General features: G+C 75.4%; 17 protein-coding genes and 1 riboswitch. Of the genes, 8 read left to right on the plus strand and 9 right to left on the minus strand.

The genetic code is table 11. The features are described from left to right. Positions 1-94: 94 nt before the first annotated feature. The 5 genes from IQ279_RS01540 to thiO form a co-directional block, all read right to left on the minus strand. Positions 95-931: a transglycosylase SLT domain-containing protein gene (locus tag IQ279_RS01540; protein WP_241027383.1), complete on the minus strand. Its 837-nt coding sequence runs from the start codon at positions 929-931 to the stop codon at positions 95-97. A gap of 368 nt (positions 932-1,299) precedes the next feature. Further along, on the minus strand, positions 1,300-3,270 hold the full coding sequence (pknB, locus tag IQ279_RS01545; RefSeq protein ID WP_206346412.1) for a Stk1 family PASTA domain-containing Ser/Thr kinase: 1,971 nt from the start codon (positions 3,268-3,270) through the stop codon (positions 1,300-1,302). Between the two features lie 135 nt (positions 3,271-3,405). After that, positions 3,406-4,203: a thiazole synthase gene (locus IQ279_RS01550; RefSeq protein WP_206346413.1), complete on the minus strand. Its 798-nt coding sequence runs from the start codon at positions 4,201-4,203 to the stop codon at positions 3,406-3,408. Between the two features lie 8 nt (positions 4,204-4,211). Then, complete coding sequence (thiS, locus tag IQ279_RS01555) at positions 4,212-4,445, minus strand: sulfur carrier protein ThiS (RefSeq protein ID WP_206346414.1); 234 nt, start codon at positions 4,443-4,445, stop codon at positions 4,212-4,214. Beyond that, entirely contained in the window at positions 4,442-5,587 is a 1,146-nt protein-coding gene (thiO, locus tag IQ279_RS01560) for a glycine oxidase ThiO (RefSeq protein ID WP_206346415.1), read from the minus strand. The genes thiS and thiO overlap by 4 nt, the downstream gene beginning before the upstream one ends. Next, positions 5,585-5,697: riboswitch (TPP riboswitch) on the minus strand. Its footprint overlaps the gene before it by 3 nt. A gap of 183 nt (positions 5,698-5,880) precedes the next feature. On the opposite strand from thiO, the gene IQ279_RS01565 reads away from it, so the two are divergent. The 5 genes from IQ279_RS01565 to IQ279_RS01585 all read left to right on the plus strand — a co-directional run bounded on the left by IQ279_RS01565 (position 5,881) and on the right by IQ279_RS01585 (position 10,349). Further along, positions 5,881-7,131: an NAD(P)/FAD-dependent oxidoreductase gene (locus tag IQ279_RS01565; RefSeq protein WP_206346416.1), complete on the plus strand. Its 1,251-nt coding sequence runs from the start codon at positions 5,881-5,883 to the stop codon at positions 7,129-7,131. A 33-nt stretch (positions 7,132-7,164) separates the two neighbouring features. Next, complete coding sequence (locus tag IQ279_RS01570) at positions 7,165-7,530, plus strand: Rv2175c family DNA-binding protein (protein ID WP_206346417.1); 366 nt, start codon at positions 7,165-7,167, stop codon at positions 7,528-7,530. 135 nt (positions 7,531-7,665) lie between these two features. Continuing rightward, positions 7,666-8,313 (plus strand): thiamine phosphate synthase, encoded by a 648-nt coding sequence (thiE, locus tag IQ279_RS01575; RefSeq protein WP_206346418.1) that lies wholly within the window; start codon positions 7,666-7,668, stop codon positions 8,311-8,313. 109 nt (positions 8,314-8,422) lie between these two features. Further along, positions 8,423-9,340: a methylenetetrahydrofolate reductase [NAD(P)H] gene (gene metF / locus IQ279_RS01580; RefSeq protein ID WP_206346419.1), complete on the plus strand. Its 918-nt coding sequence runs from the start codon at positions 8,423-8,425 to the stop codon at positions 9,338-9,340. Positions 9,341-9,362: 22 nt separating this feature from the next. Continuing rightward, a complete protein-coding gene (locus IQ279_RS01585) occupies positions 9,363-10,349 on the plus strand; it encodes a hypothetical protein (protein ID WP_206346420.1) in 987 nt (328 codons plus the stop codon). 40 nt (positions 10,350-10,389) lie between these two features. Here IQ279_RS01585 and IQ279_RS01590 read toward each other — a convergent pair whose 3' ends face one another. Further along, positions 10,390-11,892, minus strand: a complete 1,503-nt coding sequence (locus IQ279_RS01590) for a phytoene desaturase family protein (protein WP_241027384.1) — start codon at positions 11,890-11,892, stop codon at positions 10,390-10,392. A 614-nt stretch (positions 11,893-12,506) separates the two neighbouring features. On the opposite strand from IQ279_RS01590, the gene IQ279_RS01595 reads away from it, so the two are divergent. The 3 genes from IQ279_RS01595 (at position 12,507) to IQ279_RS01605 (ending at position 14,547) form a co-directional block, all read left to right on the plus strand. After that, positions 12,507-13,016: an SAV_6107 family HEPN domain-containing protein gene (locus tag IQ279_RS01595; RefSeq protein ID WP_241027385.1), complete on the plus strand. Its 510-nt coding sequence runs from the start codon at positions 12,507-12,509 to the stop codon at positions 13,014-13,016. A 105-nt stretch (positions 13,017-13,121) separates the two neighbouring features. Continuing rightward, complete coding sequence (locus IQ279_RS01600; protein WP_206346422.1) at positions 13,122-13,904, plus strand: methyltransferase; 783 nt, start codon at positions 13,122-13,124, stop codon at positions 13,902-13,904. A 223-nt stretch (positions 13,905-14,127) separates the two neighbouring features. Then, positions 14,128-14,547 carry an SCO2097 family morphological protein gene (locus tag IQ279_RS01605; RefSeq protein ID WP_206346423.1) on the plus strand — a complete coding sequence of 140 codons (420 nt, stop codon included), beginning with the start codon at positions 14,128-14,130 and terminating at the stop codon, positions 14,545-14,547. 212 nt (positions 14,548-14,759) lie between these two features. Here IQ279_RS01605 and IQ279_RS01610 read toward each other — a convergent pair whose 3' ends face one another. From IQ279_RS01610 to IQ279_RS01620, 3 genes are read right to left on the minus strand one after another with little or no spacing between them, the layout of a single operon-like run. Beyond that, entirely contained in the window at positions 14,760-17,147 is a 2,388-nt protein-coding gene (locus IQ279_RS01610; RefSeq protein WP_206346424.1) for a transglutaminase TgpA family protein, read from the minus strand. Continuing rightward, the gene (locus IQ279_RS01615; RefSeq protein ID WP_206346425.1) at positions 17,147-18,529 is read right to left on the minus strand and encodes a DUF58 domain-containing protein; all 1,383 of its coding nucleotides are present in this window, start codon (positions 18,527-18,529) and stop codon (positions 17,147-17,149) included. The genes IQ279_RS01610 and IQ279_RS01615 overlap by 1 nt, the downstream gene beginning before the upstream one ends. Next, the gene (locus IQ279_RS01620) at positions 18,529-19,554 is read right to left on the minus strand and encodes an AAA family ATPase (RefSeq protein WP_206346426.1); all 1,026 of its coding nucleotides are present in this window, start codon (positions 19,552-19,554) and stop codon (positions 18,529-18,531) included. Before IQ279_RS01620 ends, IQ279_RS01615 begins: the two co-directional genes overlap by 1 nt. Positions 19,555-19,697: the final 143 nt, after the last annotated feature.

Consider the following 19,697-nt stretch of genomic DNA (forward strand, 5'->3'; position numbering starts at 1 on the left):
ACATCGAGGGTGCCAGGCCCTCACGGCACACGCCCCGGCGGCCCGCTCGTGGTGAGCGGGCCGCCGGGGCGTGCGGAAGGGGTCCTCCGGCCGGTCAGTAGGCCGAGTCGACGTTGTCCATGGAGCCGTACCGGTCGGCGGCGTAGTTGCACGCGGCGACGATGTTGGCCACCGGGTCGTACAGGTCGTACTTGGTGCCCTCGACGTGGTAGGCGTCGAAGGTGGGCTGGATCACCTGGAGCAGCCCCTTGGAGGGTATGCCGTTGCGGGCGTTGACGTCCCAGTCGTTGATGGCCCGCGGGTCGCCGCTGGACTCGCGCATGATGTTGCGGTGGATGCCCTCGTAGGTGCCGGGGATGCCCTCGCGCTCCATGATGGCCAGGGCCTCGCGGATCCACCCGTCGAGGTTGTCCGGGTACGAGGCGGCCTCGCGCCGCTCGTGCTCGTACGCCAGCTTCAGGGACTCCCTGTCGCGCTCGCCCCAGTTGCCGCCGCTGCCCCAGCCGCCGCGGTCGTGCGAGCGGTCGGCGGCCTTCTCGCGGGTGGAGTCGCGGTCGGCGGCGGCCTCGCGCTCGGCCTCCTTCTCGGCCTTCTCGGCCTTCTCGGCCTCGCGCTTCTCCTCGGCGGCGGCCTCGCGTGCGTCGGCCTGGGCCTGCTGGTAGGAGCCGGAGAACTGCGCCCGCAGGCCGCCCTGCCCGGCGGTGACGTCCTCGGCCTGGGCGGCCGGCTCCACCGGGAGCGAGACCGGTGCGGGGGCGGACTTCCCCTCGGCCGAGGGGGCGGCCTGCTCGGCGCCCGCCGGGGCGAGGCCGAGCGCCAGGGTGGCGGCACCGGTGGCCGCGACGACGCCGATGGCGGAGAACTTGTGGGCGCCGGTCATACGGGTGGTGCCGGACACGCGGAACTGGTCGAGAATGCGGAACACAGACATGGGGGAGGAGAACCTCTTCCGATCGCTTGCGTCGCAGAGCCGGATCAGCCGGGCCGGCCATGGGGCCGAGCGGGGTTGCGCCGGGTTCCTCTCCTCGGCGCTGGCGACTGTTGCATTGTTAGCGGCCGGAACTTATGAGGACAAAAGTGTGACGTACTACCCGGTTTCGTTGATATCCGGCGCAACGGGCCTTCGGGTGCCGGTCCGGGCCGCTCGGGGCCGGCCCGGCCGCCGCAGTACCTACTAAACGGCTTCGTAGGTGATCTGGGTCCTATGGGCCGCTTCACAACGGCTGCCCGCTCAAGCAACCCTCGGTGCCCGATCGGTGACACACGGGCCGACGGGCCGGCCGGTCCGGTCCGCTCCCGTCAGCGCACCCAGACGGTGATCTCCGAGCCGCGCGGGGCCCGCTCGCCGGCGGCGACCGACTGGTCGAAGACGGTGCCGGTGAAGAAGACCCTGCGGACCCTCACCTCGAAGCCCGCCTCCTCAAGGGCCTGCCGGGCCTCGCTCTCCTCCAGCCCCTCCACGTCCGGGACCTCGATCATCTCCGGCCCCTTGGAGACGGTCAGCGTCACGCTGTCTCCCTCGCCGGCGACCGCACCCTCGCGGGGCGACTGCCGGGCGACCGTGCCCTCGTCCTCCTCGGAGAAGACCCGCTCCGGGGCGGTGCGCACCTCCAGCCCGGCCTCCTCCAGCCGCTGCCGGGCCGTTCCCTCGTCCTCGCCGACGACACCGGGTACCTCGACCCGCGTGCCCTTGGAGAGCACGAGCGCCACGGCCGTGCCCGGACGGCGCACGCTGCCCGACCCGGGCTCGGTGCGGGCCACTGAGCCCCGCTCCACCTTCCCCGAGAACTCCCTGGTCACCATGCCGGGCTTCAGCCCGGCGGCCTTGATCTTCCGGCGGGCCTCATCCGGCGTGTCGCCCGTCACATCGGGGACCTCGACCCGCTCCGGCCCCTGGGAGACGGTGATGGTCACCGTGCCGTTGCCGCGGATGCGCTCACCGCGGCCCGGGTCGGTGCCGATGACATGGCCCCGCTCCACGGTGTCGCTGTAGTCCCGGACGATCCGCCACTCCAGCCCGGCCTCCTCGACCGTCCGCTTGGCCCGGTCCTCGGTCATGTCGAGCACCCCGGGGGTCCTGGTGAACTGCCCGGAGTTGATGTACCACAGGCCCAGCGCCGTGCCGAGGACCAGCAGGACGGCGGTGACCAGCGCCGGCAGCGAACGCCCCGGCCCGCGGCCCGCCCACCGCCGGCGCCCGCCCGGCCCGGGCGGGCCCGGCTCCCGGGAAGGCGTGCGTGCGGAGTCCGGCCGGGGCAGGACGGACGTGCGGTTCAGGGCCTCCCCGGGCTCCTCCGGGCCGCCGACGGGGGCCTTCGGCGCGCCGCCGCGCGGGAGCACGGTGGTGCGGTCCTCGGAGCCGGCGGGGGCGGGAGAGCCGTCCCCGCCGGCGGCGGCCGGAGGCAGCGCGTCCAGTTCCTCGCCGGTCAGCGACTCCTTCACGGCCCCGACCTCGGCGAGCAGTTCCACGGCGTCGGCCGGCCGCCGCCCGGGGTCGCGGGCGGCTGTGCGGGCCACCAGGTCGTCCAGGGCGGGGGCGAGGCCGGGTACGAGGGCCGAGGGGGCCGGGACGTCCTGGTGGAGGTGCTGGTAGAGCACCTGGGCCGGGGTGCCGCCGGCGTGCGGCTTGGAGCCGGTCAGCATCTCGTACAGCACCACGCCGCAGGCGTAGACGTCCGCGCGGGCGTCGGCGGTGCCGTGCTCGATCTGCTCTGGCGCGAGGTAGGAGACGGTGCCCAGCACCGAGCCGGTGGAGGCGGACGTCTGGGAGCCCACGGCCCGCACCAGGCCGAAGTCGGCGACCTTGACCCGCCCGTCGTCCCCTATCAGGACGTTCTCCGGCTTCACGTCGCGGTGCACCAGGCCGGCCAGATGGGCGGCGCCCAGCGCGGCGAGCACGGGCTCCAGGACGTCCAGCGCGGCGCGTGGCCGGAGCGCCCCGCGCTCGCGCAGCACCTCGCGCAGCGTGCAGCCCCGGACGTACTCCATGGCGAGGTAGACGTAGCCGCCGTCCTCGCCCTGGTCGAAGACCCCCACCACGTTCTGGTGGGACAGGCGGGCCGCGGACTTGGCCTCCCGGATGAAGCGGTCGACGAACGAGGCGTCGGCCGCGAGGGAGGGGTGCATCACCTTCAGGGCGAGTTCCCGGTCCAGCCGGGTGTCCATCGCCCGGTAGACCGTGGCCATGCCGCCGACGGCGATCCGCGACTCCACGCGGTAGCGGCCGTCGAGCACGTGCCCGATCAACGGGTCCCGAAGGGTCGTGTCCACGGCGCAGAGTCTACGAGCCGCCGCCCGCACGGCCGACCGCACCGGCGCAGGCGCACCGGAGTGCGGCACAACGGTGACGAAACCGCCGCCGCCCCGCGACGTCGGGAGGGGAACCGCGGCCCACCCGGAGCCCGCTCACCCGAAGGCCGGCCGCTCCGGGTCGAGGTCCGCCATCCCCTCCGCCGGCGAGGAGGCCAGCGCGAAGTGGCGGCGCGGGATCCGGCCCGCCCGGTACGCCAGCCGCCCCGCCTCCACCGCGTGCCGCATCGCCCCGGCCATCAGCACCGGCTCCTGGGCGCGGGTGACGGCGGAGGCGAGCATCACCGCCGCGCAGCCCAGTTCCATGGCGAGGGCGGCGTCCGAGGCGGTGCCCGCGCCCGCGTCCAGGACGACCGGGACGGACGCCCGCTCGGTGATCAGCCGGAAGTTGTGCGGGTTGCGGATGCCCAGGCCCGAGCCGATGGGCGAGCCCAGCGGCATGATCGCCGCGCAGCCCACGTCCTCCAGCCGCCGGGCCAGTACCGGATCGTCGTTGGTGTAGGGCAGGACGGTGAAGCCGTCGTCGACCAGCGTCTCTGCGGCCTCCAGCAGCTCCACCGGGTCGGGCAGCAGGGTGCGCTCGTCGGCGACGACCTCCAGCTTGATCCAGTCGGTGCCCAGCGCCTCGCGGGCCAGCCGGGCGGTGAGCACGGCCTCCCCGGCGGTGAAGCAGCCGGCGGTGTTGGGCAGCACGCGGATGCCGTTGCGCTTCAGCACCGACAGCACCGAGCCGGAGACGGTCGGGTCCAGGCGCCGCATGGCCACGGTGGTCAGCTCGGTGCCCGAGGCCAGCAGCGCCCGCTCCAGCACCTCCAGGCTGGGCGCGCCGCCCGTGCCCATGATGAGGCGGGAGGTGAAGGCGGTGCCGCCGATGATGAGGGTGTCGTCAGCCATGGCCGCCGTCAGCCCCCCTGCACCGCGGTCAGGACCTCGACCCGGTCGCCGTCGCCCAGCTCCGTCGCCGGCCACTGCCCGCGCGGCACGACGGTCTCGTTGACGGCCGCGGCGACGCCGGCCGGGGCGGTGGTCAGGGACGCCACGACCGCGTCGAGGGCGAGGCCGGCCGCGATCTCGCGCGGCTCGCCGTTGACATGGACGGTGACGGTTGCGGCGGTACGGGCCGTGCCGGTGTTCACAGAGGACTCTCCTGAAGCGTGCGGTCGAAGCGCCGGGGGGTGAACGGGCGTGCCTCCTCGGGGAGCTCGCCGGTGGTCAGGGCCTGGGCCAGGGCGTCGCCGGTGACCGGGGCGAGCAGCACCCCGTTGCGGTGGTGGCCGGTGGCCAGATGCAGGCCGGGCAGGGCGGTCGGGCCGAGCAGCGGGGCGTTGTCGGGGGAGCCGGGGCGCAGGCCGGCGCGGGTCTCCACCAGCGGCAGCTCGGTGATGCCGGGCACCAGCTCGTGCGCGTCGCGCAGCAGCTCGTAGACGCCGCCGGCCGTCACGGTGGTGTCCCAGCCCTGCTCCTCGCTGGTCGCGCCCAGCACCAGCTCGCCGTCGGCCCGCGGAACCAGGTAGACATGGCCGCCGCGCACCAGGGCCCGCACGGTGCGCGAGAGGAACGGGGAGTACGCGCGGGGGATCCGCAGCCGCAGGATCTGGCCCTTGACCGGGCGCACGGGGGGCAGGACCTCCTCGGGCACCCCCGCCAGCCGGCCGCTGTCGCTGCCGGCCGCCAGTACCACCAGGTCGGCCCCGACCGCGGTGCCGTCGGCCAGCCGCGCCCCGGCCGCCCGGTCGCCGGACAGGGACAGCCGCTCGGCCCGCTGCCGCGCGAAGCGGACCCCGGCCCGCTCGCAGGCGGCCAGCAGGGCGGCCGTCAGCCGGCGCGGATCGGTCTGGTGGTCGCCGTCCACACGCAGCCCGCCGCGTACCCCGGGGGCGAGTATCGGCTCCAGGCGGCGGCACTCGCGGCCGGTCAGCCATGCCGACTCCAGCCCGCAGCGCCGGTGCAGCGCGTGCAGTTCCCGCAGATGGGCCCGGTCGTCGGCGTCCAGAGCGACGGCCAGCGTGCCGCAGGCTCGGTAGCCGGTCCCCAGACCCGAGGCCTCCTCCAGTTCGGCCGTGAAGTCCGGATAGCGGCGCGCCGAGGCCAGGTTGAGGGCGAGCAGGGACTCCTCGCCGTAGTGCAGCTCGGTGACGGCCGCCAGCATCCCGGCCGCCACCTCGGCGGCGCCGCCGCCCGGCGCCGGGTCGACGACCGTGACCCGTGCCCCCCGCTGCGCGGTCCGCCAGGCCGTGACCAGCCCGATGACGCCACCGCCGATGATCAGCACGTGCATGGGTGCGGTGCTCCTCCCTTCGCCGGAATGACCCGGATCAGGTTCGTACGGTCGGAGGCCGCGCAAGCCTCCCTCTCAGCCCGGTGCGCCGGGCTCCCGCGCTTCGTCGTTCGCCGGTTCGCCCCGGGGGTCCTCCAGTCCCCCGGACGCCGACCACCCTATCCGCGCGCCCGCCGGGGCTGAAGGGGAGCCCGGCCCCGGCCCCCTTCGGCCCCGGCGGCTGTGGCGGGGCTCTCACCGGACCCGGCCGCCGGGCCGCCCGGCGGCCGGCCCCGACCTCCTACAGTGATCGCGTGAGCGTGCGAACCGAGCAGCAGAGCAGGCAGCGGATCCTCGTCGTCGGTGCCGGGATGGCCGGGGTGCAGACCGCCGTACAGCTGCGTGAGCAGGGCTGGCCGGGGCGGATCGCCCTGGTGGGCGAGGAGCCCCACCGGCCGTACGACCGGCCGCCGCTGTCCAAGGCCGTGCTGCTGGGCAGGGCGGCCGGATCCGCCTTCGACGTCGACTTCCGGGCCCTGGGGGTGGACCTGCGCCTGGGCACGGCCGCCACCGGGCTGCGCACCGGCGACCGGGAGGCGGACACGGACGCCGGCCCGCTGCCCTACGACCACCTGGTCCTCGCCACCGGCGCCGAGCCGGTCCCCCTGCCCGGCGCCGAGGGCGTCCCCGGGGTGTACCTGCTGCGCACCCTCGACGACGCCGAGCGGCTGCGGCCGGTGCTCGCCGGGCGCCGGGAGGTGGTGGTCGTCGGAGCGGGCTGGATCGGCGCGGAGTTCGCCACCGCGGCCCGCGAGGCGGGCTGCCGGGTGACGGTGGTGGAGGCCGCGGGCCAGCCGCTGGCCGGGGCGCTGCCGCCGTCCGTCGCGGCCCGGATGCGCGCCTGGTACGAGGAGGCGGGCGCCGAACTGCGCACCGGGTGCGCCGTCACGGGCGTCGCCGCGGCCGGCACACCGGACGACCCGGTGTGCGAGGTGGGGCTGTCCGACGGCTCGGTGCTGACCGCGGGCGCGGTCGTCACCGGGATCGGCGCGCGCCCGGCCACCGGCTGGCTGGCGGGCTCCGGCGTGGCGCTGGGCGGGGACGGCTCGGTCCTGGCCGACGAGTACCTGCGCGCCTCCGCCCCCGGCGTCCACGCCGTGGGGGACTGCGCCTCCTATCCGTCGGCCCGCTACGGCCGCCGGCTGCTGGTCCACCACTGGGACAACGCGCTCCAGGGGCCGCGCACGGTCGCCTCGGGCCTGGTCGCCGGAGAGGCCGAGACGCCGGCGTACGACCCGGTGCCGTACTTCTGGTCCGAGCAGTTCGGCCGCTTCGTCCAGTACGCGGGCCACCACACCGGCGACGACGAGATGCTGTGGCGCGGCGATCCGGCGGACGCGGCCTGGTCGGTGTGCTGGCTGCGAGACGGTGTGTTGCGCGCCCTGCTGGCCGTGGGCCGCCCGCGCGACCTGACCCAGGGGCGGAAGCTCATCGAGCGCGCCGCGGCCCTGGATCCGCTGCGGGCCGCCGACCCGTCCGTCCCCCTGAAGAGCGCGGCCCGCTAGTGACTGTCGGTGGCAGATGGCAGGCTGGTTCCCGTGAACGAGATTGACGCGAAGACCGATGCTCTCGTCCCGGCCTGGCTCACCCTCCCCGACGTCGCCGACAGGCTCGGCGTCGAGGTGACGCGTGTGCGGCAGCTGGTCAGGGAGGGCCAGCTCATCGCGGTGCGCCGCGGTGAGAACCGGGTGCTCCAGGTGCCCGCCGACTTCATCGGCGAGGGCCGGGTGGTGAAGGGCCTGACCGGGACCATCACACTGCTCAAGGACGACGGCTTCAGTGACGAGGAGATGCTGGAGTGGCTGTTCACACCCGATGACACCCTGCCCGGCACCCCGGCGCGGGCCCTGCGGGAGAATCGCGGCACCGAGGTGAAGCGGCGCGCCCAGGCGCTGGCCGTCTGAGCGGCGCGCTCACCGCGGACGCCCCGGCCCCGCAGGGCCGGACACAGCCAACCGTACGACCGATCACCGGCGTGCGGGCCCCGGCGCCCTGGTGGGCGCCGGGGCCCGCACGCCTCGTCCCGGGGGGATTCCCGCATGGCAGCGACCGCACGCGAGCGGCTCGGCGACGCCCGTCTGTACCTGTGCACGGACGCGCGCAGGGAGCGCGGCGACCTGGCGGAGTTCCTGGACGCCGTGCTCTCCTCGGGCGTCGACATCGTGCAGTTGCGCGACAAGTCCCTGGAGGCCGCCGAGGAACTGGAGCACCTGGCCGTCCTCGCCGACGCCTGCCGCCGCCACGGGAAGCTGATGGCGGTCAACGACCGGGCGGACGTCGCCCACGCCGCCGACCCGGACGTGCTGCACCTGGGTCAGGGCGATCTGCCGGTGCCGGCCGCCCGCGCGATCCTGGGCGATGGCGTCCTGATCGGCCGCTCCACCCACACCGAGGCCGAGGTGGACGCGGCACTGGCCGAGCCGGGTACGGACTACTTCTGCACCGGCCCCTGCTGGCCCACCCCCACCAAGCCCGGCCGCCCCGCCCCGGGGCTCTCCCTGGTGCGGTACGCCGCACGGCTGCGGCCCGGGCGGCCCTGGTTCGCCATCGGCGGGATCGACGCCGCCAACCTGGAGCAGGTGCTGGAGGCCGGGGCGCGGCGGGTCGTGGTGGTCCGCGCGATCACCGAGGCGAAGGACCCGGGGGCCGCCGCCGCGGACCTCGCCGGGCGACTGCGGTCGGTCTGAGGCGGCCCGGCCCGGGGCGGGTGTCCACCCACTGGACGGCAAGCGGGCCAAACGGGCGTATCGCCCCGGTGATGCGGTGTGCGGCCGGGGCGCCGGTTAGCCTGCCGACATGGCCCTCGGTACCCCTTCCACCAGGACGGACCGCGCGCACACCGTCCGCGAGCTGCTCGCTTCCGGTGAGCGCTCGTACTCCTTCGAGTTCTACGCGCCCAAGACGGAGAAGGGCGAGCGCACCCTCTGGAACGCCATCCGCCGCGTCGAGGCCGTCGCCCCCACCTTCGTGTCGGTGACCTACGGCGCCGGGGGCTCCTCCCGGGAGGGCACCGTGCGCGCCACCGAGCGGATCGCCACCGAGACGACCCTCACCCCCGTCGCCCACCTCACCGCGGTGGACCACTCGGTGGCCGAGCTGCGCAATGTCATCGGCCAGTACGCGGACGCCGGCATCCGCAACATGTTCGCCGTCCGCGGCGACCCGCCCGGCGACCCCACCGGCGAGTGGGTACCGCATCCGCGGGGCATCACCTACGCCGCCGAACTCGTCCGGCTCATCAAGGAGTCGGGGGACTTCTGCGTCGGGGTGGCGGCCTTCCCCGAGATGCACCCGCGCTCCACCGACTGGGACAGCGACATCCGCCACTTCGTCGACAAGTGCCGGGCCGGCGCCGACTACGCCATCACGCAGATGTTCTTCTACGCCGACGACTACCTGCGGCTGCGCGACAAGGTGGCCGCGGCGGGTTGCGACGTCCCGATCATTCCGGAGATCATGCCCGTCACGAGCGTGCGGCAGATCGAGCGGTTCGCGAAGCTGAGCAACGCGACCTTCCCTCCGGACCTGGCCGAACGCATCCTCGCTGTGGAGCACGATCCGGCCGCTGTACGCTCGTTGGGAATCGAGTACGCCACGGAGCTGTGCGCGAGGCTGATGTCCGAGGACGCCCCCGGACTCCACTTCATCACCCTCAACCACTCCACGGCGACGCTGGAGATCTACGAGAATCTGGGCCTGCACCGGCGGGGCTAGAAGACGGGGTGGGAGGACGTACATGGGGTGGACGCTCCTCTACATCGCGTTCGGAATCGTCGCGGTCTGGCTGCTGGCCGAGGTGCTGCTGCAGTACAAGGCGAGGCTGCGCTGGCGGCTGCTGGCCTTCGGCGGGTTCGCCATGGTGGTCCTCGGGGTGGTGGCGATCTCCTCGGTGCCGCTGTCCCTGACGGTCATCGCGCTCGGCGGATCGGCCTTCACGGTCGGCCAGACCTTCGTCACCCTCTCCTACCGGCGCGGCTTCACCGCCGGCTGGGCACTGGGCGGCATGCCCGGCACCAGCAGGCGCCGCCGCGAGGTGCGCCCCATGCCGCCCCAGGACGCCGACCCGCACCTGGAGGTCTCCGGGCTGGAGGTCCACGAGCCGGAGCCCCCCGCGTACAGCCCGGAGCCGCTGCCCGACGACACAGGCGGCTACGGCGTCTACGAGCGGGGAGCCTCCACCGGGCAGCCGGAGGAGCGGTACGACGAGCAGGGGCGGTACGAGGAGCAGGGGCAGTACGGCGGGCAGGAGCGGTACGAGGAGCAGGGGCAGCACCCCGCCCACTCCGTCCCGTACACCACCGGTGACTACACCGGCCACCCCGGCCACGACCAGGGCGGCAGGTACGCCGGATCGTACGACTACGGCTACGGCTCCGGAGACGGGCAGCAGCAGTACGCCGCCTACTCCGACCCGTACGCCGACGCCTTTGGCCGGCCCGCCCACGACTCGCACAGCGGCCAGGGCAACCAGAGCGGCCAGGGTTACGTCTCCGCCCCCTCCTACGCCGACGGGTACGGCACCGGCCACCCCGCCGACCCGTACGCCGGGCAGACCCCGCCCGGCGGGGTCTGGGTGCCCCAGCAGCGAGGCTCCGAGCCGCAGCCCGGGCAGTACGCCGAGGACGCCGAGGACGGCGGGTACGGCGGATACGGCTACGGCGAGGGCGGGTACGACCCGGCCGCCGGAGCCGCTCACCCCTACGGCGAGCAGCCCCGCCACTGAGCCGCACGGCCGCTCGTCCCGTCCGGCCCGTCCGGCCGCGTCACCGTGAGCCGCGCCAGCCGTCCCCCTCGACGATCAGCCCGGCGGCCAGCGCCCCCGACATCCCGGCGTGCGCCAGCCCGCCGCCCGGGTGGGCCGAGCCGCCCACCCGGTACAGCCCGGCCGTGCCCGTGGAGTTGGCCGCCCGCAGGAAGGCCCCATCCGCCCCGGCCAGGGCGGGGGCCGGCACCGCGCCGCCCGGGGCCCCGGTCTCCCGCTCGGTGTCGGCGGGGGTGCGCACCTCGCGCCACAGCACCCGCCCGCCCAGGCCCAGCCCGGCGGCGTCCGCGGCGGCCAGCGCCTCGTCCGCGGCCCGCTCGGCCGCGCCCGGCGCCGTCCAGTCCACGGCCCCGCCGTCCTCGCCCCCCGCGCCGGCCGGCGGCCCGGCCGTCCCCGCGCGGTGCGGCGGAACGGTCACCGACAGCACCGCCGACTCGTGCTCCGCGCCGGGGACCAGCGACGGGTCGCCGGGCCGCAGCACGGTGACGGTGCGCGCCGCGCCGCCCGGCCCCCCGGTGTGCACCACGGTGCGGTGGACGGCGTCCCCGGGCCGGGGGCCGCGCAGCGCGAGCAGCACGGTCAGCCGTCCCGCCGCGTAGCCGGGGCCGCCGTCCGCCGCGCTGGCCCGGCCGCCGTACATCGGCCGGGGGTCGATTCCGCAGACCACGGTGTCCGCGCCCACCCGCGACCCGTCGGCCAGCTCCACCCCGGCGGCCCGGCCGCCCTCCACCGCGATTCCGGACACCGCCGTGCCGAACCGGAACTCGACCCCGCGTGCCAGGCACCGCTCGTACACCGCGTCCGCCAGCGCGCGCATCCCTCCGCCGACGTACCAGATGCCGAAGGTCTGCTCCAGATACGGCAGGACGGCGGCGCTCGCCGGGGTGCGGCGCGGGTCGAGGCCGTGGGCGAGCGCATGGCTCTCCAGCAGCGCCACCAGCCGCGTATCGCGCAGCTCGGTGCGGGCGATCTCGGACAGGAAGGGGGCGCGGCGGCGCAGCAGCCCGCGCCGCGGCGCCGGATACGGGTCGGAGCCGAGCCGGGCGCGGTCGCCGGCGTCGGTCAGCGGCTCCTCCAGCAGCGGGCGCCGGGTGGCCTCCCACGTCCTGCGGCCGCGGCCCAGCAGCTCGCTCCACCGCTCTCCCGCGCCCGCGCCGAGGGCCGAGTCCAGGGCGTCGACCGTGCCCGCCCGGGAACCGCCGGGCAGGAGGACGGACGTGCCGTCGGCGAAGACGTGGCGGACGGCCGGGTCCACCTCGGTCAGCGCGACGCACTCCTCCAGCGGCTCTCGTCCGGTCTTGACGAAGAGGTCCCGCCAGACGGCGGGCAGGTACAGCAGCCCGGGGCCGGTGTCGAAACCGAATCCGTCCCGCTCCAGACGGCGCACCGCGCCGCCGTGGGTCCGCGCCCGCTCGTACACCGTCACCCGGTGGCCCGCCACGGCCAGCCTGGCGGCGGCGGCCATGGCGCCCATACCGGCGCCGATCACCACAGTCCGTGCCATGACCAGGCACTCTAACCGGGGCGCGGTAACAGCTTCGAAGGGCCGTACGCAGTAGATGAGTAGAAGTACCTGAGTCCGGTTCTGAGTAGCCGTACGGATGGGCTTCACCAGGCGTGGACGGCAGAGTCGGAGACGACGGGAAACGCGGCGACGCACCGCCGGCACGGGGCGGCGGAGCGGCGCGGCGGCCGTCTGCGGGGGGAACGCTCGGGGGACACGGGGGACGGGAGCGGGCGGCACGGCGATCGGCCGGGCCGCCCGCTCCCGCCGTTCCACCGGCTTGTACCGCCCGCCCGGCAGCCGCGACAGCGCACCGGGAACCTCCACTCCGGCGGCCTCCCCGACCGAGGGCGCCATCCGGTCCGGGGCCGTCGCGGCCCCTTCCGCGCCCGCCCGCGGCTCTGCCCTCGCCAGGCCTGCCGGGCGCTGCTCACCGGTACGCCGGACGAGCCCCGACAGGAGACGTTTGCCCAGGTCGGGACCGATTGTCAGTGGCATGCGCAACGATGTTCCCATCGCGATCGATGGTCGCGACCCGCGCGTGCGGACAGCACGGCGGACAGCACGCGAACAGCACAGTCGTGACGGTCATGACGATGACAGGAGGTTCGCAGATGAACGGGCCCCCGGAGGATGTCCACCCCGTGCCGCGCAGGGCGTCGGCCCCGCCCGCCGCACTCGACCTGCTCGCCCAGGCGCGGCGCGGCCTCGACGAGGCGGCGGAGCTGGAGCATCCGAACGACCGGTACGCCACCGCGCACCTGGCCGCCCTGCGCACCGCCGCCGCGGTGCTCGCCGTGCGCGGCCGCCCCGAGTCCACCGCACGCGCCAGACGGCGCATACGCAGCGCCTGGGAGGTGCTGCCCGAGGTGGCGCCCGAGCTGGAGGAGTGGTGCAGGCTGTTCGCCGCCGGAGCACCCAGGCGCGCCCGCGCCGAGGCCGGTATCGCCGGCGCGGCCGGTCGGCGCGACTGCGACGACCTGATACGCGACGCGGGGATGTTCCTGCGCATCGTCGAGCAGATGCTGGTGAGGCAGCCCGTGCTGCCCCTTCCCAGGAGTCCGGAGAGGCCGGGGGAGCGCGGCCGCCCGGAAGGTGGGGGGCCGCGGCTGCGGGCGGGCTGAGGCCGGGGCGGGGCCTTCCCTCTCCCCCGGCCCGGCCGGCCGGGCCGGGGCGGGGACGCAATAGGCTTGGGCCAGCCACGTCCGAGCCGCCTAGGAGCGTCCGCCATGTCCCGCCCCCACGCACACTTCCGCACCGCCGTGGTCTGGGAGGTCCTGCGGGAAGCACTCGAGGACCGGGCCGAGGCCGCGGGCCGGAAGACGCTCGACGTCCTGGACACCGGCGGCGGCACCGGCAACTTCGCCGTGCCCGTCGCCCGGCTCGGCCACCGCGTCACCGTGGTGGACCCCAGCCCCGACGCGCTGTTCGCCCTGGAACGCCGCGCGACGGAGGAGGGCGTGGCCGACCGGGTGCGCGGCGTGCAGGGAGACGCGCACGGGCTGTTCGACGTGGCCGAGCGCGGGGGCTACGACGTGGTGCTCTGCCACGGCGTCCTGGAGTACGTCGACGACCCGGCCGAGGGGCTGCGCAACGTCACGGCCGCGTTGCGCCCCCAGGGCGGCACCCTGAGCGTGCTCGCCGCCGGACTGGGCGGCGCGGTGCTCGCCCGCGCCCTGGCGGGGCACTTCACCGAGGCCCGCCGGGCGCTGGGCGACCCCGACGGCCGGTGGGGCGGCGGGGATCCGGTGCCCCGGCGCTTCACCCCCGAGCGGCTCAGCTCCCTGGTGGCCGCCAACGGGCTGGAGGTCGGCGCGGTCCACGGCGTGCGGGTCTTCGCGGACCTGGTGCCGGGGGCGCTGCTGGACGCCGAGCCCGGTGCCTCTGAGGCACTGGCGGCGCTGGAGGAGGCGGTGGCCGAACTGCCCGCCTTCCAGTCGGTCGCGGCGCACCTCCACGTACTGGCGCGTACCCGGGAGGGCTCCGCACCCTCCGCCGACCAGGTGCGGTAGGCCACAGGCGACCCGAACGGCGGCTGCCCGCCGTATGATCGAAGCACACCGGTCGGCATGACGGCGTGGCGGCGGGGGAATGAGAAGCCCGACACCGCCATCCGGCTCCCGGTCCCGGTGGCACGAACTGGCGTAGAGGGGCGGGTTTCACGGGGGCGAATCCCTGCCTATCCTTGAAGGGTCGCATCCGGTCGCCCCCGCGACCGACGAGTAGGAGGACTCCGTGCCGCTCTCTGAGCACGAGCAGCGGATGCTCGAGCAGATGGAGCGAGCGCTGTACGCCGAAGACCCCAAGTTCGCGACAGCGCTCGAGGGAAGCGAGCTGCGCACGTACACCCGGCGACGGGTCTACCAGGCGGTCGCGGGCTTTCTGGTGGGCGTCGCGCTCCTCATGGCCGGGATGGTCGCGAAGCTGGTCATCGTCAGTGTGCTGGGCTTCCTGGTGATGCTCGGCTGTGCCGTCCTGGCGGTGACGGGCTGGCGCAAGACGCCCAAGCCGGGCGAGCAACCCCCCGCCGGCCAGGGGCACGAAGCCGGCGACGCCGGAGGCCGTCCGCACGCGCGAAGGCAGGGAAGGCCGCGCCGCTCGATGATGAACCGCATCGAGGACCGCTGGCAGCGCCGCCGGGACGAGCAGCAGTAACGGTCCGCTCACGCGCTGCCGTCGTCCTTGCCGGCGGCCGCCGCGACCCGACAGCCCCGCCGCACCGCCCCCACACGGCCGGCGAGCCGGAACCGACGACAGCGGGCGGTGGGGAGACCGGAGATCTCCGGTCTCCCCACCGCCCGCTGTCGCGTCCTGAGCGGCCGCCCTCCGCAACCCCCCGGCGTGGCGCCTACCGCGCCCGCCCGGTCTCAGACCCGCTGCCGCGACGGCCTGATCCGCGCCAGGGCCCGCCGAGCCGGGCCGCTCCACCGTCCGGCCTCCGCCGACCAGCGCTCCGAGACGGCCCACACCACCCGTACGGCCGACCGCGGCAGCAGCAGGGCCCGCAGCCGCGCACCGCGCCCGGCGGCCGCCCGCAGCCCGGCCCGCACCCGCCGCACGTCCCCGGCCAGCCCCTGCGCCGACTGCGGCTCGGGGGCGTAGAGCGCCCGCTCGACCGCCGCGGCCAGCCGGTGCAGGGCCTCGGCGGCCTCGCCCTCCAGCCTTCCCAGCCGTACGACGCGCGCCGCGGCCGTCCGCACGGTGGCGGACTCCTGCGGGAGGATGCCCAGGTCCCAGGCGGAGTCGGTCGCCTCCCGCCAGGCGGCGAGCGTACGGGCGCCCGGGCCGCCGCCGCCCTCCAGCCGCCGGGACCGGACCCTGCCCCGCCACAGGGCGGGCAGCGCCAGGATCCCCGCGGCGAGCAGCACGGACGCCGTCACCGACAGAACCCTGCCCACCGGGAGGCCGCCGACGGCCTCGCCGTCTCGCGGAACGGCCGCCGCGCCGCAGTCCTCCGTGCCCTGCCCAGGAACGCACTCCTCGGACTCCGACGGCTCCGGAAGCGGCCGCGTGCTGTCCTCCGGACGCGGGGCGGGGGCGTCCGACTGCTCGGGGGAGGGCAGATCGGGCTGGGTGTACTCCGGCACGCTGCCCCGGCTCGGGGTGGGTTCGAAGCGGGTCCAGCCCACGCCCTCGAAGTACAGCTCCGGCCAGGCGTGCGCGTCCTGCAGCCCCACCGTCATCTCGCCGCTGCCGTCGGCCGCCCCGGCCGTGAACCCCACCGCGACCCGCGCCGGGATGTCCAGGGTGCGGGCCATGGCGGCCATGGAGAAGGCGAAGTGGACGCAGAAGCCCTCCCGGTCCTCCAGGAAGCGGGCGATGGCCGCGCTGCCGCTGCCGGCCTTCACCTGGGTGTCGTAGCGGAAGCCGCCCTGGGAGGAGAACCAGTCCTGGAGCCTCACGGCCCGCTCGTAGTCGCCGGAGGCCCCCTCGGTGACGTTCCGCGCCGTCTCGGCCACCACGGACGGCAGCGACTCCGGTACGCCGGTGTACTCCTCCATGATCTGCGGCGGGGGCGCCGGGGCCTGGGCGAGCTGGCGCGCGGTCGGCCGTACCACCAGGCTGTCCACCTCGTACCGCACGCCCCGGGTGGTCTGTCCGCGGTCGCCGACGAGCGTGCGGCCCTCCGGCTCGAAGCGCCACCGGCCGTCGATGCGCACCTCGGCGGCCGGGTACGGCATGGGCAGCCAGTTCTGGGCGTACCATCCGGCGGCCCGGAAGGAGGTGGTGACGCGCTCGGTGCCGACGGACGGCGACAGCCCGGGCACCGGCGGAAGCGGGCGCGGCAGATCGGTGATCCGGCGCTCCGACGGTTTCCAGGAGGTGCCGTCGAACCGGTCCAGGGCCACGATCCGCAGGTACATGTCCGAGGTGCTCCCGGCGTCGGTGGTGTACGTCAGCACCGTGCGGTTGTCCGGCTGGTTCAGGCTGTCCTGCAGCGCGACCAGCGGATTGATCGCCGAGATCGTGCCGCCGCCGCTCCCCGTGCCCCGCCCCTGGCGCGCGGTGTCCAGCAGCCCGCCGCCCAGCGACGGCAGCACCGCGGGCACCACCAGGGCGATGCCCAGTGCCACCGCGCCGATCCGCCGCCCGGTGCGCACCGGCGGCGGCGCTGTACCGCCGGGCCGCACTGTGCCGCCGGGGCGCGTGGTGCCGAACCCGCCGCCGAACACCCGGCCCCACCGCGACATCCGGTCCCGGCCCTCCGTCAGGAGCAGCAGCAGATAGCCGGCCGCCGCGCACAGGAACCACAGCCGGCTCCCCCCTTCCGGGGACAGTCCGGCCGCGACCGAGTACAGCGCCAGCAGCGGCAGCCCGGCGGGGGCCGCGGCACGGTACGTCACCGCGAGCATGTCCACCAGCAGGCCGATGACGACCACACCGCCCACCAGCAGCAGCCGGATGCCGTCGGTGACCGGGGCCGGGATCGAGAACCGGCCGACGTCCGCGGTTCCCTGCGCCAGCAGCGCACCGAAGGCCTCGACGGCGTCCGGGCCCGGCAGCACACCGAGCACGGCGTCGCCGCGGACGAAGACGAAGGTGAGCAGCAGCAGCGACACCACCGCCTGTGCCGCCACCACCGGCGGTCCGGAGGGTGTCGCCCGCCGCACCGCCGTGCCCACCGCGCTCTGGACGCCCAGCAGCAGGGCGGCCTGGAACAGCCAGCCGGCCGGGGCGACCAGCGGCAGCAGCGCGCACGCCGCCGCCAGGGTGGCCGCCCAGGCGCAGAACGCCAGCCGGGCCCGTCCGCTCATCACCGTCCACTCCTCGCCGTCCGCCCGGGCACCCCGCCCGCGGACCGGTCCGCCCGCCGCCACAGATCGGGCAGCGCCTCCCCGGGCGTGTACGGCAGTACCGTCCAGCCCGCCTCGCGCAGCAGCCGCTCCCCCTCCCCCTGCACGGCCGGCTCGCGCGCCCCGCGGGGCAGGAGGGCCACCGCGCCCCTCGCGCGCTGCCGCATCCGGCCGGCCAGCACCGTCTGTTCGCCGTCCAGTGAACCGAGGAAGGCCACCAGCAGCCCCTCGTGCCCGCCACCGCCACCGCCGTCGCCTCCGCGCAGCGCCTCGTACGCCCGGGACAGGCCCGGTTCGCCGGAGTTCTCCACCACCGCGAGGGTGTCCAGGACCAGCCCGGCGGTGTCGAGGGCGGCGATGTCCGCACCCGCTCCGTCCGGCCCGGGCACGGCCGTGCCGGTGTCGGTCAGCAGCCGTACCGCGTAGCCGCGCTCCAGCAGGTGCAAGGCCACCGAGGCGGCTCCCGAGACCGCCCACTCGAACGCCGACTCCGGACCGGAGCCGGCCCAGGCCGTCCGGCGGGTGTCCAGCAGCACGGTGCAGCGCGGCCGCTGCGGCTGCTCCTCGCGGCGCACCATCAGCTCCCCGTGGCGGGCGGTGGAGCGCCAGTGCACCCGGCGCAGGTCGTCGCCGTGGCGGTAGCCGCGCGGGATCACGTCGTCGTCGCCGGCCGCGGCCAGGGAGCGATGCCGTCCCTCGCCCAGGCCGGCCGCCTCCCCGGCCAGCCGTACGGGGGGCAGTTCCTCGGTCCGGGGTACGACGGTGAGGGTGTCGCGGGAACTGAAGGAGCGGGTCAGCTCCACCATGCCGAACGGGTCCGTCAGCCGCAGTTGCAGCGGACCTATCGGATAGCGTCCCCGCAGGTCGGAGCGGACCCGGTAGGAGATCTCGCGCCGGCCGCCCGGCTCCACCCGGTCCAGGACGAAGCGCGGGCGCGGGCCCAGGACGTAGGGGACCTGGTCCTGGAGCATCAGCAGGGAGGTCGGCAGCCGCGAGACGTTCTCCAGCCGCAGGTGCACCAGGGACTCCTCCCGGGCGGGCACGCGGACCGGGGACAGCCGCCGGGAGGCCGCCACGCGGTGGCGGGTGCGGTACAGCACGATCACGCAGACCAGGGGCAGCGCGGCCAGCAGCACCCCCACCCGCAGCAGGTCGCCCTGGCCCAGCACGTAGGCGCACACCACCGCGGCCGTCCCCGCGGCCAGGAACGAGCGCCCCCTGGTGGTGAGCCCGGTGAGTGCGGCGCGCAGCGGACCCCGGCGCCCTCCCGCCCGCAGACCCCCGTCCGAGCCCCCGTCCGTGCCTTTGCCGGCGCCCGGGGCCGCTGTGCCGGGGCCGTCCATCACAGTCCCCGCTGGGAGGGCCGGCCGTACAGCGGGGGCTGCGAGGTCGCCTCCCGGTAGTTGGACGCGGGCACCGGGACACGCCGCACGATGTCGAGGACGAGCTGCTCCGAGGTGCGCCCGCCGAGCTGGGCCTGGGCGGTGGGCAGCAGCCGGTGCGCCAGCACGGGCACGGCCAGCGCCTGCACGTCGTCGGGCAGTACGAAGTTCCGGCCGGCCAGGGCCGCCGCCGCCTTCGACGCCCGCAGCAGGTGCAGGGTCGCCCGGGGCGAGGCGCCCAGCCGCAGTTCGGGGTGGCTGCGGGTGCCGGCCACCAGGTCGACGGCGTACCGGCGGACCGGCTCGGAGACGTGCACGCCGCGCACCGCCTCCACCAGCTTGGCGATCTCGTGCGCGTGGGCGACCGGCCGCAGGTCGTCCAGCGGGGAGGTCCCGCCGTGCACGTCGAGCATCCTCAGCTCGGCCTCGGGGCTGGGGTAGCCGATCGACACCCGCACCATGAAGCGGTCGCGCTGTGCCTCGGGCAGCGGGTAGGTGCCCTCCATCTCGACCGGGTTCTGGGTGGCCACCACCATGAACGGGTCGGGCAGTTCGTAGCTGCGCCCGTCGACGGTGACCTGCCGCTCCTCCATCGACTCCAGCAGGGCCGACTGGGTCTTGGGTGAGGCGCGGTTGATCTCGTCGCCGATCACGACCTGGGCGAAGATGGCGCCCGGCTTGAACTCGAACTCCTGCTGCTGCTGGTCGTAGACGCTCACCCCCGTGATGTCGGAGGGCAGCAGGTCGGGGGTGAACTGGATCCTGCGGACCGAGCAGTCCACGGATCTGGCCAGCGCCTTGGCGAGCATGGTCTTCCCCACGCCCGGCACGTCCTCGATCAGCAGGTGGCCCTCGGCCAGCAGTACGGTCAGCGAGAGCCGTACGACCTCCGGCTTGCCCTCGATCACGCTCTCCACCGACCGGCGCACCCGGTCCGCCGTGGCGGTCAGATCGCTGAGATCAGCTCGTTCGTCATAGGTCGTCACCCGGCCCTCCTCGGCCCGCTCACGGGCCGGTCCGCCCCGCGGCGGGCCGGCCATATCCCCGAACAACCGGCACGTCCCCCGCGGGAGGTACCCGCGGGGGAAAGCCGTCACTCAGGCATTCTTCACTTACACAGCCCCGTGCG

This window comes from Streptomyces verrucosisporus, from assembly GCF_017114865.1.
GTDB lineage: Bacteria > Actinomycetota > Actinomycetes > Streptomycetales > Streptomycetaceae > Streptomyces > Streptomyces fenghuangensis.

Bases quoted from the DNA above. Each gene is read 5' to 3' on its own strand.
- thiE (WP_206346418.1), top strand. From the start codon at position 7,666: ATGGCAGCGACCGCACGCGAGCGGCTCGGCGACGCCCGTCTGTACCTG.
- IQ279_RS01540 (WP_241027383.1), bottom strand. From the start codon at position 931: ATGTCTGTGTTCCGCATTCTCGACCAGTTCCGCGTGTCCGGCACCACC.
- IQ279_RS01595 (WP_241027385.1), top strand. From the start codon at position 12,507: ATGAACGGGCCCCCGGAGGATGTCCACCCCGTGCCGCGCAGGGCGTCG.
- IQ279_RS01590 (WP_241027384.1), bottom strand. From the start codon at position 11,892: ATGGCACGGACTGTGGTGATCGGCGCCGGTATGGGCGCCATGGCCGCC.
- IQ279_RS01610 (WP_206346424.1), bottom strand. From the start codon at position 17,147: ATGAGCGGACGGGCCCGGCTGGCGTTCTGCGCCTGGGCGGCCACCCTG.
- IQ279_RS01585 (WP_206346420.1), top strand. From the start codon at position 9,363: ATGGGGTGGACGCTCCTCTACATCGCGTTCGGAATCGTCGCGGTCTGG.
- IQ279_RS01615 (WP_206346425.1), bottom strand. From the start codon at position 18,529: ATGGACGGCCCCGGCACAGCGGCCCCGGGCGCCGGCAAAGGCACGGAC.
- thiO (WP_206346415.1), bottom strand. From the start codon at position 5,587: ATGCACGTGCTGATCATCGGCGGTGGCGTCATCGGGCTGGTCACGGCC.
- IQ279_RS01600 (WP_206346422.1), top strand. From the start codon at position 13,122: ATGTCCCGCCCCCACGCACACTTCCGCACCGCCGTGGTCTGGGAGGTC.
- IQ279_RS01550 (WP_206346413.1), bottom strand. From the start codon at position 4,203: ATGGCTGACGACACCCTCATCATCGGCGGCACCGCCTTCACCTCCCGC.
- metF (WP_206346419.1), top strand. From the start codon at position 8,423: ATGGCCCTCGGTACCCCTTCCACCAGGACGGACCGCGCGCACACCGTC.